Source organism: Streptomyces sp. NBC_00984, from assembly GCF_045162475.1.
Classification (GTDB): domain Bacteria; phylum Actinomycetota; class Actinomycetes; order Streptomycetales; family Streptomycetaceae; genus Streptomyces.
In genome coordinates this window covers 7,571,817-7,587,625 of sequence record NZ_CP108734.1, presented here as the reverse complement: position 1 = coordinate 7,587,625, position 15,809 = coordinate 7,571,817, and the positions used below count along the sequence as shown (strand labels likewise).

7 protein-coding genes are annotated in these 15,809 nt (G+C 73.7%); 5 read left to right on the top strand and 2 right to left on the bottom strand.

All coding sequences use genetic code 11. The annotated features are described in order from the left end of the window. Positions 1–21: 21 nt before the first annotated feature. Together OG520_RS33915 and OG520_RS33910 are read right to left on the bottom strand one after the other, a co-directional pair. Positions 22–381 (bottom strand): hypothetical protein, encoded by a 360-nt coding sequence (locus tag OG520_RS33915; protein WP_406015637.1) that lies wholly within the window; start codon positions 379–381, stop codon positions 22–24. Between the two features lie 139 nt (positions 382–520). Then, on the bottom strand, positions 521–907 hold the full coding sequence (locus tag OG520_RS33910; protein ID WP_266422464.1) for a hypothetical protein: 387 nt from the start codon (positions 905–907) through the stop codon (positions 521–523). Positions 908–1,227: 320 nt separating this feature from the next. On the opposite strand from OG520_RS33910, the gene OG520_RS33905 reads away from it, so the two are divergent. From OG520_RS33905 to OG520_RS33885, 5 genes are read left to right on the top strand one after another with little or no spacing between them, the layout of a single operon-like run. After that, the gene (locus OG520_RS33905; RefSeq protein ID WP_406015636.1) at positions 1,228–2,574 is read left to right on the top strand and encodes an MFS transporter; all 1,347 of its coding nucleotides are present in this window, start codon (positions 1,228–1,230) and stop codon (positions 2,572–2,574) included. Further along, positions 2,558–6,082 (top strand): amino acid adenylation domain-containing protein, encoded by a 3,525-nt coding sequence (locus OG520_RS33900; RefSeq protein WP_406015635.1) that lies wholly within the window; start codon positions 2,558–2,560, stop codon positions 6,080–6,082. The genes OG520_RS33905 and OG520_RS33900 overlap by 17 nt, the downstream gene beginning before the upstream one ends. Next, complete coding sequence (locus tag OG520_RS33895; RefSeq protein WP_406015634.1) at positions 6,067–7,119, top strand: MupA/Atu3671 family FMN-dependent luciferase-like monooxygenase; 1,053 nt, start codon at positions 6,067–6,069, stop codon at positions 7,117–7,119. Before OG520_RS33900 ends, OG520_RS33895 begins: the two co-directional genes overlap by 16 nt. Before the next feature lie 53 nt (positions 7,120–7,172). Further along, a complete protein-coding gene (locus OG520_RS33890; protein ID WP_406015633.1) occupies positions 7,173–11,846 on the top strand; it encodes an amino acid adenylation domain-containing protein in 4,674 nt (1,557 codons plus the stop codon). Continuing rightward, positions 11,843–15,808 carry a non-ribosomal peptide synthetase gene (locus OG520_RS33885; RefSeq protein WP_406015632.1) on the top strand — a complete coding sequence of 1,322 codons (3,966 nt, stop codon included), beginning with the start codon at positions 11,843–11,845 and terminating at the stop codon, positions 15,806–15,808. The genes OG520_RS33890 and OG520_RS33885 overlap by 4 nt, the downstream gene beginning before the upstream one ends. Position 15,809: the final 1 nt, after the last annotated feature.

Here is a 15,809-nt window from a genome sequence, read left to right as displayed (position 1 = left end):
TCGTGTGTCGAGGCGGTGGGATCACATGGCGGGGGACGTCGGGCCCTTGTCGTCGTCGGTGCCCTGCGTACCGATCACGGTCGGACCCTTGTCGTCGGTGATCGTCCGGGCGACGATCGTCGGGCCCTTGTCGTCGGCGAGCACGTGGGTGCCGATGACCGTCGGGCCCTTGTCGTCGTCGGTCCCCCGGGTACCGATGATCGTCGGACCCTTGTCGTCGGCGAGCAGGTGGGTGCCGATGATCGTCGGCACCTTGTCGTCGGCGACAACCTGCTGAACACCCCGGGAGTCGTGCGACTGCCCCACCTCGACGGCCGTACCGATACCGAAGGCCAGCGTCGCCGCGATGATCCCGAAGAGTCCAGCAAGCTTGCGTCCCATGTCCCGCCCCTAAGTGGTGTTTGTGAGGTTCTGCGGTGTTCCGCTTCCCGACACCACTGATGTTGCTGATCGGCGTTCCCGGTCCGTTCCTGCCCCGATACCGCCGGGGGGAACTGCCGCGGGAACGGACCGGCAACGGCTATTCCACGTCGAGCTGACAGGCGGCGACCCGGGGCCCGAGGGGGGTGAGCACCACACGCGTACGGGCCGTTCCCGACTCGTGGCCGGCCAGGTCGAGCAGCGATCTCACGAGGGAACGGAGCACCGCGCGCTCCGTCTCGTCCAGGACCGCCGGACCGGCACCGTTCCCGGGCGGCCACTCCACGATCCCGGCCACCGTGTGCATGCCGTTCTCGGTTCTGGTCTCGACGCTCAGCTGGGGCCCCTCCAAGGACTCCGGCGCGGTGTACGGATGGGACTGAACACCGGACGCCACACGCTCGGCCCACCGTTCCACGGTGGACAGGTCCTGGAGGGCCTGGCGCAGTTCCGTCCCGTCGGGCGAACGATCCCTGGGGTCCTTCACGGAGTACTCCTTCTGCAGACAACTACAGAACGACCCTTGCCCTCCCTGCTCCCGGTTCCCTCCCGAACCGTTCCCGCCTTCTTCCCGTTCCCGCGTTCGCTAAGGGAACGCAGCGGTAATCGATGGCCGCATGATGGCCCCGTTCCACTCAGACAGGGATCCGTGGTGATCCGCAGAGGATGCGACATCCTGGGGGATTGAGGCGTGGCAACCAAACCATTCGTCGGCTCGGGCACGATGTGCCGGCTGCCGGTGCACGAGGGATCCGGATCCTGATGGGCACCCGGATATCAACGGACATTCCCGGTCGCTTTTCGGGAATGGGGCCCTTTCTCCTCGTCTGGTCCGGTCAGGCGGTATCCCTGGCAGGAAGCGCGGCGGTCCGGTTCGCCTTCATCGTCGAGGTGTGGTCGTCCGGCGGGAACGCGACCGCCGTCACCATCCTCTCGCTGTGCGCCATGCTGCCGCAGGCCGTGTTCAGTCCCATTGCGGGCGCAATCGTCGACCGTATACCCAAGCGCACCGCGCTCCAGATAGCCGATGCCGGCGGGCTCCTCGTGGTGGGCACGCTGGCGCTGCTCCACTACCTCGGCGCCTTCCACGCCTGGCAGGTCTATCCGGCCGCCGTACTGCTCGGCGTCTGCGCCGCCTTCCAGTTCCCGGCCCTGTCCTCGGCCGTTCCCCTCCTGGTCCGCAAGGACCAACTGGACCGCACCAACGGCCTGCTGGCAGGTGCGAAGAGTGCCGCCGGGATCGGCGGCCCCGCGCTGGGCGGTCTGCTCGTCACGCTCTTCGGGATCGGCCCGACGCTCCTGGTCGACCTGGCCAGCTACGCGTTCGCCCTCATCGGCATCCGGATCGTGCGCTTCAACGGCGACCGGGTGACGAAGGACGCCGCCGCGCCGCGCAAGCGGATCACCGCCGATGCCGCCGAGGGGCTGCGCTTCCTGTTCCGGGTGCCCAGCCTGCGCGACCTGATCGTCAACTTCTGTGTCGTCAACCTCGTCATGGTCTTCGGCTTCGCCCTCATCTCGCCGATGGTGCTGATGCGGGCCGGCAACGGCGCACTCGCCGCGGTCAACACCTCGGTCGGTATCGGCGGAGTGGCCGGCGCCCTGCTGATGGCGGCCTGGGGCGGTCCCGCGAACCGGGGCCGGGGCATGATGCTCGGCGTGGTCGGCATGTGCCTGTCCGCCCTGGTGGTGATGAGCCTGGTGGACGGGGTGACCGGCTGGTGCCTGGCCATCCTGGTCGGCGCCCTGCTCATGACGGTGGTCAACGCCTCGATGCAGACGATCGTGCAGACCAAGGTCCCCCACGAATGGCAGGGCCGGGTCTTCGGCGCGGTGATGTTCCTGTCGCAGATCTCCGTGCCCATCGCCATGGCGGTCTCCGGACCGCTCGCCGACCATGTCTTCGAACCGCTGGCCGCCCGGGGCTCCGGGCTCTTCACCGTGCTCGGTCCCCTCGTCGGCGACGGTCCGGGCAGCGGCATGGCGGCCATGTTGCTCCTCGCCGGCATCGGCGGGACCGGGGTCGCCCTCTGGGGACTCGCCAGCCGCTCGATCCGGGACATCGACACCCTGCTGCCCGACCTCGACGCGCCGCAGGGGCCCGTCGAGCAGAGCGGCGGGCAAGGAGGTGAGCGGGATGAGGTGCGTGCATGAACTGTTCGAGGAGCAGGTGGCACGGACGCCCGGCGCGACAGCGCTGATCCACGGCGGCGAACGGATCGACTACGCCGGACTCGACGCGCAGGCGGCCCGGTTGGCGGGTCTGCTGGCCGCCCGGGGCATCCGGGCCGGCGACACGGTCGGGGTGTACCTGGAGCGCTCCACCGCACTCGTCGTGACGGTGCTCGGCATCCTCAAGGCCGGAGCCGGCTACGTGATGCTGGACCCCGGCTTCCCCGCCGAACGGCTGCGCGCGATGGCCGAGGACGCGGGGACGGCCGTGGTCGTCTCGGCCCGGGACGCCGCGCCCGGGATGCTCGACGTGGCACAGGTGCACATCGAGGACGCGCACGGCGCGCAGCCGCTGCCGCGCGGCGCCGTCCCGGTCCGGCCCGACGACATCGCCTGCGTGATGTTCACCTCCGGCTCGACCGGGCGGCCGAAGGGCATCGCCTCGTCGCACCACGCGATCACGTCCACCCTCACCGGGCAGACCTTCGCGTCGTTCGGCCACGGCGCGGTCTGGCTCCAGTGCGCCCCGCTGTCGTGGGACGCGTTCGCCCTGGAGCTGTGGGGGCCGCTCATGAACGGCGGGACCTGCGTCCTGCACCCGGGGCAGCGGCCCGAGCCCTTCGTGATGGCACGGCTCGTCGCCGAGCACGGCATCACCTCCATGTATCTTTCGGCATCCCTCTTCAACGTCATCGTCGACGAGTACCCGCAGGTGATGGACGGACTGCGGGAACTCGTGGTGGGCGGCGAGGCCCTGTCCGCGCCGCACGCGGCCCGCGCCCTGGAGCGCAGTCCGCGGCTGCGGCTGAGCAACGGCTACGGGCCCGTCGAGTGCATGATCTTCCTGACCGTCCATCCGGTGACCCGCGCCGAGGTCGGCGCGGGCCCGGTGCCGATCGGCCGTCCGCTGGCGGGGAAGCGGCTGTACATCCTCGACGAGGAACTCCGTCCGGTACCGGACGGCCGCACCGGTGAGATCTACGCCGCCGGGGCGGGCGTCGCCCGCGAGTACCGGGGGCGGCCCGCGCTGACCGCCGAACGCTTCGTCGCGGCCCCGTCCGGTGAGCGTGTCTACCGCACCGGCGACCTCGGGCGACGTCGTGCCGACGGAGTCCTCGAATACCTGGGCCGGGCCGACAGCCAGGTGAAGATCCGGGGCTTCCGGGTGGAGCCGGGTGAGGTCGAGAGCGTTCTGGCCCGGCACCCCGGCATCGACCGGGCGGCGGTCGTCGCCCATGAGCACCCGGCGGGCGACCGCCAGCTGACCGCGTACGTCGTACCGCACGGCGGCGCCCGGCAGAACTTCCGGGAAGCGGAGTTGCGCGCCTACGCCCGCGACGCGCTGGCCGACTACCTGGTACCGGCGGTCTTCGTGCCGCTGGACGCGCTGCCGCTGACCCCCAGCGGAAAACTGGACCGGGCCGCCCTGCCGGAGCCCGGATCCGCGACGGCCCTCGCCGGACCGGCGGCGGTGAGCGGCACCGTGGCCGCGCTGTGCGACCTCTTCTCCCAGGTGCTGCGCACGGACCCGGTCGGCCCGGACGACGACTTCTTCTCCCTCGGCGGCCATTCCCTGCTCGCCGCCCGGCTGCTGGGCCGGATCCACTCCGCGCTCGGCGCCGAGATCGACATCCGCGGGCTCTTCGAGGCGCCCACCCCGGCGCTGCTGGCCCCGCTCGTCGACGCCGCTCCCCCGGCGCCCCCCGCGGCCCCCGCCGCGCCCGGCGCCGCCTCCGGCGCGCTCCCGGTGTCGCACGCGCAGCACCGGCTGTGGTTCCTGGACCGGATCGGGGCCGGCGCCGCGTACAACCTGCCGATGCTGGTCCGGCTGCGGGGTACGGTCGACCCGGCCGCGCTGGACGACGCCCTGGCCCGGGTCGCCGACCGTCACGAAGTGCTCCGCACCGTCTTCGAGGAGTCCGACGGCGCCCCCGTACGACGGGTGCTGAGCGGGGCGGCCGCCCGGCCTCCCTTCCGTCATCTGCAGGTCACCGAGGAGGCGTTGGACCGGGAGATCGGGCGGGAGGCCCGCCACCGCTTCGACCTGCGTGCCGAACTCCCGGTACGGGCAACGCTGTTCACCAGCCGGGAGCGGCCGGACCAGCACGCGCTGCTGGTGCTGGTCCACCACATCGCCGGGGACGGCTGGTCCCTGCGGCCGCTCTTCCGCGATCTGTCACGCGCCTACGAGGCACGGGTCCGTGGTGCGGACCCGGCCGCACTCGCCCCGCTCGCCGTCCCGTACGGGGAGCACGCCCGTCACCAGCTCGACCGGCTCGGCTCACCGTCCGATCCGCACGCGCTCGCCGCCCGCCAGCTCACGTACTGGCGCAAGGAGCTGGACGGGCTGCCGGCCGAGGGTCCGCTGCTGCCCCGCCGCGCCGGGCGTCCCGCCGTACCCGGTCCGGCCGCGCAGGTCGTGGAGTGCCGGCTCGACGCGGCGGCCCACGCCCGGGTGGCCGACTCGGCCCGTGCCAGGGGCGCCACGCTCTTCATGGCCCTGCACGCCGCGCTGGCCACCGCGCTGGTGCGGGCCGGCGCGGACGAGGACCTGGCGATCGGCGCACCGGTGGCCGGACGCGCCGGGGACGGCAGCGTCGAGGACGTCGTCGGGTTCTTCGTCAACATGCTGGTGCTGCGCACCGATCTCTCCGGCGACCCCACCGCGGCCGAAGTGCTCGCCCGGGTGCGGGAGACGGACCTCGCCGCGTTCGGCCACCAGGACGTGCCGTTCGAGGACGTGGTCGGCTCCCTCAACCCGGCGCGCTCCCCCGGCCGGCAGCCGTTCACCGACGTGGTCCTGGCGCTCCAGAACAACGCGCGGGCCGAGGTCACGCTGCCCGGTGCCGAGCACGGCGTCGAGATCGTGCGCACCGGCGCCGCCCGGTTCGAACTCCTGGTGGACGTCACGGACTCCACCTCGGAGCTGGGCGCACCGGACGGGCTGACGCTGACGTTCGAGTACCGCGGGGAGGCGCTGGAGGCGGACTTCGTCCAGTGGCTCGCCCACGCTCTCCCCGAGGCCCTGGAGGCGGCCGCGTCCGCCCCCGACACGCCCTTGTCGCGGCTGGGTCTCACCGAGCCGCCCCGGCGGGCCTGCGAGAGCGACCGGATCGTGGCACCGGCCCGGCCCCGAGGCACCGCGGAGCGCCCGATGACCGCTCTGGAACAGGAAATCGCCGCCGTGTGGTGCGAGGTCCTCGGTGTGCCGAGCGCCGGCCCGGACGACGACTTCTTCGCACTCGGCGGCAACTCCCTGCGCGCGGTGCGCGCCGTGGCCCGGCTCGGCGTCGGCCGGCCGGTGACCGTGGCCCAGCTGTTCGCCGCGCCCACGGTCGCCGCCTTCGCCGCCGAGCTGGAACGGGCGCTCGCCCGGCCCGAGCCGGACGCCGCGTCCCCCATCCCGCGCCGCCCCCGGGTGCCGCGCCGTCCGCAGACCCAGACCCAGCCCAGCAGGAAGCAGGAGGAGTGGCAGTGGACCTCAGTGTGATGTTCTTCGGTGCGGACAGCACCACCGCCGGCGAGGCCCGGCACACCGAGACGTACGAGGACATCCTCGCCGTGGCCAGGACCGCCGACCGGCTCGGGTTCCACGCCGTCTGGACCCCCGAGCGCCACTTCCAGCAGGTGGGACAGGTCTTCCCCAGCCCGCCGGTACTCAGCGCGGCACTCGCCGTCGCCACCGAACGGATCAGGATCCGCGCGGGGAGCGTCGTCCTGCCGCTGCACCACCCGCTGCGGGTGGCGGAGGACTGGGCCGTCGTGGACAACCTCTCGCACGGGCGGGTGGGTCTGTCCGTCGCCACCGGCTGGCACTCCAAGGACTTCACGCTGGCCCCCGAGCAGTACGCGGACCGTCGGCAATCCGCCCTGGAGACCGTCCCGCGGCTGCGGTCGTTGTGGGCGGGCGAGCCCGCCGAGTACCCCGACGGCACGGGCACCCCGGTCTCCGTCACGCCCCAGCCCCGGCCCGTGCAGGACACCCTGCCGCTGTGGATCACCACCTCCGGCAACCCGGAGACCTGGGAGGCGGCCGGACGGCTGCGTGCCGGAGTGCTCGGCGCGACCGTCGGGCAGAGCCGGGACGAGCTGGCCGAGAAGATCGCCCGCTACCGCACCGCCTGCGCCGCCGCCCCCGACCAGCGGGGCACCGACGCACACGGCCGGGTCACGCTGATGGCCCACACCTACGTCGGCACCGACGACGCGGAGGTCCGCCGGATGGCGGGCGCCCCGCTCAAGACCTATCTCGCCTCGTACGTACGCCAGACCGCGGCCAACCGTTCCGCGGACACCACGACCGCGGGGCTCACCGAGGAACAGACCGCGATGCTCGCCGACTTCGCGTTCGAGCGCTATCTGAGCTGGGGCAGCCTGCTCGGCTCCCCCGGCCACTGCGCCAAGATGCTCGCCGACCTGGCCGAGCTGGGCGTCGACGAGATCGCCTGCTTCATCGACTTCGGCATCGGACGCGACGACGTACTGGCCGGGCTGCACCGGTTGGCCGAACTGAAAGAGAACCTGTGATGAGCGCCCCCACCTTTTCGCGCCCCGTCCCGGGTGCGGCATCCCCTTCTTCCATGGCCGACCGGTTCGGCGCACTCGGCAGGGAGCAGCGGGTCCGCCTGATGCGTCGTCTGCTGGAGGCGGGACGGGCCCGCGAGATACCCGCCGTCATACCGCCGCGCGACCCGGCCCGCCGGGTGCCGCTGAGCCCCGCGCAGCACGACCTGTGGGTGTACGACTCGCTGTATCCCGGTACCCCCGCGCTCAACCTGTGCGCCGCCTACCACTTCGAGCAGGCCGTCGACCCGGCGCATCTGGAGGCGGCGCTGACGCTGATCCAGCGTCACCACGACATCCTGCGGACCCGGATCGTGACGGACCCGTCGGGCGAGCTGCATGTCGAGTTCGGCGACGAGGGGACCTTCGATCTGGAGCGCGAGGATCTGCGGGGCACCGGCAGGACGATCGACGAGGCCTTCGAGACCTTCCGCAGCCGTCCCTTCGACCTCGGCCGGGACAAGCTGATCCGGGCCCGGTTCGTCCAGGTCGACGAACTGCGTTCCACCCTGATGCTGAGTCTGCACCACACCATCAGCGACTGGTGGTCGTTCGACGTGCTGCAGAACGAGTTCGCGCAGGCGTACGGCGCCCTGCGCGACGGCCTGGAGCCGCCCCTCACCCGGCCGGCCGTCCAGTACGCCGACTTCTCCTCCTGGCAGAGCGAGTTGGAGGAGTCCGGGGTCTTCGCCAGCCGGCTCGACTTCTGGCGGCGCTATCTCGCCGACCCGCCCGGTCCGCTCACCGTGCCGGGCTCCACCGCCTCCGTCACCGAGGGCGACGGCATCGCGCAGGTCCCCTTCCACATCGACGCGCCGACCACCGCCGCCGTGCGGGCCCTGGCCAGGGAGCGCGGTGCCTCCGTCTACGTCGTCCTCATGGCCGCCTTCGCCGTCCTGGCGCACCGGGTCAGCGGCGCCGACGACCTGGTGATCGGCACCCCCATCGCCAACCGCGCGGCCAAGGGCCTGGACCAGGTCATCGGGTACGTCATGAATGCCGTGCCGACCCGCTGGAACGTGACTCCGGACCGGTCCTTCGCCGACGTGCTCGCCGGGTTCGCCGTCGATTTCCCGGATCTGATGGCCAACTCGGACGTGCCGGTCGGCCGGATCGTGTCGGCCGCCGCGCCCGAGCGCAGCGCGGGCCGGGCCCCGCTGTACCAGTGGGTGTTCATGCACCTGACGCAGCAGCCGAGCGTCTCGGTGATGAAGGAGTTCGCGGAGCCCGAGCGCATCCACACCGGCGGCGAGCACGACCTCGTCGGTGTGGTGAAGGACAGCGGTGACGGCATGGAGGGCAGCTTCGGGCTGCGTACCGATGTCTTCGGCCCCGCGACGGTGGCCCGCTGGACGCAGTGCTACGTCGAGCTCCTGCGGCAGATCACCGCCGACCCCACCGCGCTCGTCGGGGACATCGACCTGGTGCCCCCGGCCATGCGCGATCAGCTGCTCGCCGGATCCGCCGGGCCCACCGCCCCCGCCCCCCTCACGCTGCCCGAGCTGGTGGCCCGGCAGGCGGCCCGCACACCGGACGCCCCGGCCGTCGAGTCCCCGGGGCAGACCCTGAGCTACGCCCGGCTCGACGACCGGGTGGCCCGGTTGGCGGGCAGGCTGGTGCAACTCGGGGCCGGCCCCGGGCGGGTCGTGGCCCTCGCCCTCGCCCGCGGCAGTGACTGGCCGGTGGCGGCGCTGGCCGTCCAGCGCGCCGGCGCCGCCTATCTGCCCCTCGACCCCGCCCACCCGGCCGAGCGGATCCGCCGGGTCCTGGCCGAGGCCGCGCCCGTGCTCCTCGTCACCGAGCCGGGCGCCACGCCCCTGGAGACCGGTCTGCCGGTCCTGGTCCTCGACGAGGACGCCTGGGCCGGGGAACCGCTGCCGCCGGGGGGCCCGGAACCCTTCGATGCCGCCCACGTCATCCACACCTCCGGCTCCACCGGCACCCCGAAGGGCGTGGTGGTCACCCATGCCGGGGTGGCCGCGCTCACCCGGACCCTGGTGGACGGCATCGGGCTGGACGCCGACAGCCGGGTTCTCCAGCTCGGGCCGCCCTCGTTCGACATCTCCGTCGGCGAGTTGTGCCTGGCCTTCGGCTCGGGCGGAACCCTGGTGCTGCCGCCCCCGGGTCCGCTCGTGGGCGAGGCCCTCGGGACGGTTCTGACCGAGCGGCGGATCTCCTGCGCGTTCGTCCCGCCGTCCGTGCTCGCGACCGTACCGGCCGGACCGCATCCGGATCTGCGCGCCCTCGTCGTCGGCGCGGAGGCCTGCCCGCCGGAGCTGGTGGCCCGCTGGGCCGCCGCGGGGCGACGCTTCCACAACGCCTACGGGCCCACCGAGTCGACCGTCGTCTCCACCGTCTCCGGGCCGCTGGAAGCCGACGGCACGGTGCCGCCCATCGGCACACCGGTGGCGGGCACCATCGCCTATGTCCTCGACGAGCGGCTCCGGCCGGTGCCGGCCGGCGCAGGCGGTGAGCTGTACCTGGCGGGTGCCGCGCTCGCCCGCGGCTACCTGGGACGTGCCGCGCTCACCGCCGAGCGGTTCGTCGCCGACCCCTACGGTCCGCCCGGCAGCCGCATGTACCGCACCGGCGACCTCGCCCACCGCGACGACAGCGGCAGCACGTACTACCTCGGGCGCGGCGACGAGCAGGTGAAGCTGCGCGGGCTGCGGATCGAACCGGGTGAGATCGCCGCCGCGCTCGCCGAACACCCCACCGTGGAACGGGCGGTGGCCGTCGTACGGCACGACCGGGGCGACAGCGCGCAGCTCGTCGCGTACGCGGTGCCCGCGCCGGGAGCGGAGATCGACGAGGACGCGCTGCTCCTGCACGCCTCCGGGCGCCTGCCCGCGGCCATGGTCCCGGCCGCCGTGGTGGCCCTGGACGCGCTGCCGTTGTCGTCCCACGGCAAGCTGGACCGGGCCGCCCTGCCCGCGCCCGCCGCACGGACCGCCGACACCGTCCGGCTCCCCGGTTCGGCGCGCGAGGAGATCCTCTGCGGGCTCTTCGCCGAGCTGCTGGGCCTCGAACAGGCCGGTGCCGACGACGACTTCTTCCGGCTCGGCGGCGACAGCATCATGGCGATCCAGCTCGCCGCACGGGCGCGGGCGGCCGGACTCGTGCTCTCGCCGCACGACGTGTTCACCGTACGCACCCCGGCCCGGCTGGCCGTGCTGGCCCGTACGCCCGATGTCGACACCCCGGCGCAGGAGGACACCGGGACCGGGCGGCTGCCCCTCACCCCGGTGATGCACTGGTGGCGCGAACAGGTCCGGGACACCGCCACGTTCACCCAGTCCATGCTGTTCCCGCTGGCGCCCGGCACCGGACTCGCGGCGATCGAGGAGGCCGTCTCCGTACTGGTCGAGCGGCACGCCGCGCTGCGGATGCGCCTGGTGCGCGAGGACGACACCGGCTGGGAGCTCCAGGTGCCCGAGGAGAGCGCGCCCGCCGACGCGGCGGCCGTCCGGGTGGCCGTGCCGGCGGACACCGATCTCCACTCCCGGGCGACGGAACTGGCCCGCACCATCACCCTCCGGCCCGAGCACGGCGAGATGGTGCGGGCGGTGTGGCTCGATCCCGGCCCCGGCCGTCCCGGCGCCCTGCTGCTGACCGTGCACCACCTGGCCGTGGACGGTTTCTCCTGGCGGGTGCTCGGGGAAGAGCTCGCCGCGGCGCTGGACCACCGCTCCGAGGGCGACGCCGCACCCGCGAAGACCGCCTCGTTCACCCGGTGGTCCCGGCTGCTGTCCCAGGAGGCCGGGCTGCGGCTCGACGAACTCCCCTGGTGGAAGCGGCAGCTGGCGGACGAAACCGCCCGGTTCGCCGACGTCCGGGGTGCGGACGGACAGCGGGAGACCCTCACCTTCGACCTGGGCCCCGGGCTCACCCGCAGTGTGCTCCTCACCCTGCCGGGCACCTTCAACTGCCGTCCCGACGCGGTGATGCTGACCGCCCTGACCGCGGCGGCCGTCCAGCGCCGGGGCACCGGATCCGCGCTCCTCGTCCACCTGGAGGGCCATGGGCGCGAGGTCGTCTCCGCCCAGGTCGATGTGTCCGGCACCGTCGGCTGGTTCACCACGCAGTACCCGGTCCGCCTGGACATCGGTGCCGCGTCGGTGGCGCCCGGCGGTCAGCCGGGAGAGGCCCTGAAGTGCGTCAAGGAGCAGCTGCGGGCGGTGCCCTCGGGCGGGCTCGGCTGGGGTCTGCTGCGCTACCTCAACCCGGAGACCGGCCCGGCCCTCGCCGCGCTCCCGGTGCCCGATGTCCGCTTCAACTATCTGGGGCGGTTCGGCGCGGGCGACGCGGCGGGCGGGCGGCTGCTGGAGCCCGGCCCGGACGCCGTGCCGCTGGCGCACACCCTGGAGGTGGACGTGCTGGCCCGCGAGGAGAACGGCGAGCCCGTTCTGGAGGCGAGTTTCTCCTACCCGTCCGGGGTGTTCCCCGAGGACGAGGTACGCGCACTGGCCGGGGCGTGGTCCGAGGCGCTCGGCGTCCTCGCGGACACGTGCGGACCGGACGGCGGAGCCGTCCACGCCCCGTCCGACTTCCCGCTCGTCGACCTCACCGGTGACCAGCTCGAACTGCTCGGGCAGGACATGGACTTCGGCGATCTCGAAGCCGACTTCGACGATCTCGACGCCGGCTTCGACGGTGCCGGCTCCGCCGGCGACGAAGGGGAGCGACGATGAACGCGCGCATCGCGGACGTGCTGCCGCTCTCCCCGCTCCAGGAGGGCCTGCTCTTCCACGCCGCCCGGCAGACCGACGGCCCCGACCCCTATCTGGTGCAGGCCCGTTTCCTGATCGGCCCCGCGATCACCGGGGAAGCGGTACGGGCCGCGGTCACCGCGCTCCTGGACCGGCATCCCAATCTGCGCGCCTGCTTCCGCCACGAGCGCCTGGACCGGCCGGTCCAGGTCGTGCCGAAGGCGGTCCGGGTGCCATGGACCGAGGTGGATCTGACGGGTCTCGCCCCGGACGAGGTGCGGGCGCGCACCGACGAGGTGCTGCGCGAGGACGCGGCGCTCCGCTTCGACGTGGCCCGCCCGCCCCTGGTCCGTGCCACGTTCCTGCGGCACGACACCGGTGCCGAGCTGATCGTGTCCTTCCACCACATCCTGCTGGACGGCTGGTCGATGCCGGTCGTCGAGCGGGACCTCGCCGCCCTCGTGGCGGGCCGGCCGCTGCCGCCCGCCGCGCCCTACCGGGACTACCTGGTGTGGCTGGGCGGTCAGGACCGGAACAAGGCCGAAGCCGCGTGGGGCGCGTCGCTGGAAGGTCTGGAACGGCCCGCGCTGCTGGCCCCTGCCGGACCGGACACGGCGCCCGACCGTTCGCGGCTGTGGCTGACCGCCGCCCTCACCGAGACGCTGGTCCGGCGGGCCGCCGCGGCGGGCGTCACCCTCAACACTCTGGTGCAGGTCTCCTGGGCCCTGGTCCTGGCCCGGCTGACGGGCTCCCGTGACCTGGTCTTCGGCGCGGTCGTCTCGGGGCGCCCGCACGACCTGCCCGGTGTCGAGTCCATGGTGGGGCTGTTCATCAACACCCTGCCGGTACGGGTGCGGCTGCGGGACGGCGAGCGGGTGGAGGAGCTGCTCCGCCGGATCCAGGACGAGCAGTCCCGGCTGCTGGAGCACCACCACGCCCGCGCCGCCGAGGTGCAGCGCGCCGTGGGGGCCGGTGAGCTCTTCGACTCGATCATCGCCTTCGAGAACTTCCCGCGGGGTTCCGGGAGCGACGACGGCCCCGGCACCGTCCGCCTGGCGAAGGTGTCGGACGCGACGCACTACCCGGTCACGATCGCGGCGGTCGCCGAGGACCGGCTGCTGCTGTCCGTGAGCTGCCGCCGGGGCATCTCCGCCACGGCGGTCGCCGAGCGCCTGGCGCACGTACTGGAGCAGCTGGCCCGCTCGCCGCGGACACCGGTGGAGGACATCGACGCCCTGCCCGAGTCGGAGCGGCACCGCCTGCTGGCCCTGGCCGACGGCCCGACCCGCGCGCCCGCCGCACCCGCCACCCCGACCGGGCGATTCGCCGCCCAGGTGGCCCGTACCCCGGACGCGCCGGCCGTCGACACGGACGGCGAGACCCTCAGCTACGCCGGACTCGACGCCGCGTCGGACCGGCTGGCCGGCCGCCTCGTCCGGGCCGGTGTGGCGCCGGGGCACACCGTGGCCCTGCTGCTGCCCCGTTCGGCCTCCATGGTCGTGGCCCAGCTCGCGGTCCTCAAGGCGGGCGCCTGCTGGCTCCCCCTCGACCCGGCGCACCCGGCGGAGCGGCTGGCCCGGCTGATGTCCGCGGCGGCACCCTCCCTGGTCCTCACCGCGGGGACGGATCCGGCCGCCGCCCGGCTGCCCGCCGGTACCGCGGTGCTGGACGTCGCCGAGGAATCCGGGTCCGCGTCCGCGTCCTTCGACGGTGTCCCCGCCGATCCCGGGGCCGCCGCCTGCGTGATCTACACCTCCGGCTCCACCGGAGAGCCCAAGGGGGTGGTGGTCCCGCAGCGGGCGATCACCGAACTCGCCACCGACGGCCGCTTCGCGGGCGGTGCCCACGACCGGGTGCTGCTGCACAACCCGTACACGTTCGACGCCTCGACCTACGAGGTGTGGGTCCCGCTCCTGAACGGCGGGACCGTGGTGGTCGCCCCCTCCGAAGCGGTCACCCCCGAACTGCTGGAGCGGGTGGTCCGGGAACGGCGGGTCACCGGGCTCATGCTCACACCCGAACTGCTGCGCACCGTCGCGGAGATCGCGCCCGGCGCGCTGTCCGGGCTCCGCGAGGTGTGGTCCGGCGGCGACGTCCTCGCGCCCGACACGGTGCGCCGGATCCGCGAGCACTGCCCGGACACGGTGGTCGTCAACGGCTACGGCCCCACCGAGACGACGGTCTTCGCCACCGCGCACACCGCGTCCGGGGAACCGGCGGGGCACCCGGGCGCCGTTCCCATCGGGCGTCCCCTGGACAACACCCGCGCCCATGTCCTGGACGTCCGGCTGCGCCCCGTCCCGGCGGGAGCCACCGGTGAGCTCTACATCGGCGGCAGCGGGCTCGCCCAGGGCTACCTCGGGCGGCCGGTTCCCACCGCGGAGCGGTTCGTCGCCGATCCGTACGGACCGCCGGGCAGCCGTATGTACCGCACCGGGGACCTGGCCCGCTGGACGCCGGACGGCGTGCTGGAGTTCGCGGGCCGGGCCGACGACCAGGTCAAGGTGCGTGGTTTCCGTGTGGAGCCCGCCGAGGTCGAGGCCGCGCTGGCGGGCTGCCCCGGTGTGGCGCGGGCCGTGGTCGGCGCCCGGCCGGACGCGGCGGGCGGCAAGCTGCTGGCCGCCTGGCTGGTGCCGGCGCGGGACGCGGACCGGGAGGAGCAGTGGCACCGGACCCTCGCCCGGGTGCGGGCGCACGCCGCCGAGCGGCTGCCCGCGCACCTGGTGCCGTCGCTGTGGGTCCGCATCGACGAGGTGCCGCTCACCCGCCACGGCAAGGTCGACCGGGCCGCGCTCCCCGACCCCGGTCCCGGCGGGGAAGCGGCGGCCGACCGGGCACCGCGCACTCCGCGCGAGCGGGAGCTGTGTGCCCTGTTCGGCACGGTGCTCGGTGTCCCCGCGGTCGGGCCCGACACCGACTTCTTCCTGGCGGGCGGCCATTCACTGACCGCGCTGCGCCTGAAGTCGAAGATCGAGACGGTCCTCGGCGTACGGATCCCGGTCTCCGCCCTGTTCGACGCGCCGACCCCGGCCGCTCTGGCCGCCCGGCTCGACGCCCCACCGTCCACGAACGGCCCCGCTCCCGGGACACCGCTGCGCGCCGCTCCCGGACGCCCGTCGTCCGCGACGGCGCCGGAGGAGCCGCACCACAACAGCCTGGAGCCGGTGCTCACCCTGCGGACCGGTGGCAACCGCACCCCGCTCATCTGTGTGCACCCGGGGCTCGGTCTCGGCTGGTCGTACGTGAACCTGCTGCCGCACCTGGACCCGGCCCGCCCCGTGCACACCCTGCAGAGCCCGGCGCTGCTGAGCGGCGTCGGCCGACTCCCGCCCACCATGGGTGAGATGGCGGACCTGTATCTGCGGAGTGTGCGTGCACTCCAGCCGCACGGACCGTATCTGCTGCTCGGCCGTTCCTTCGGCGGTCCGCTCGCCCACGAGCTGGCGGTGCGGCTGCGCCGGGCCGGCGAGGAGGTCGGGATGCTCGCCGTGGTGGACGCCATGCCGATGCCCGACGAGATCAGGCGCACGCCGCCGGACCCCGCGGCCGTCGAGGACGAGATGCTGCGCATCCTGCTCCACTCCCATGCCCCGGAGCTGCCGTTGCCGGCCGGCCCGCTGGAGCGGACCGAGGTGTTCTCCATGGCCCGCGACGGAGCCTTCGACGGCCTTTCCCCCGCCCGTCTGCACAACCTCGTCGACGCCGGGGCACACCACACCAGGCTCGTACGGGAGTGGTGCCCGTCCCCCTACGACGGCCGGACGACGCTCTTCTCCGCGACGCACGACGACTGGCCGACCACGGCCGAGAAGACCGAGGCCTGGCAGCGCGTGACCGCCGCGCTCGACGTGCACGAACTGGACTGCGGTCACAGCGACGTACTCACTCCGGGCCCGGCGGCCGAGATCGCCGCGGTCCTCGAATCCGCCCTCCGAGGGGACTGAA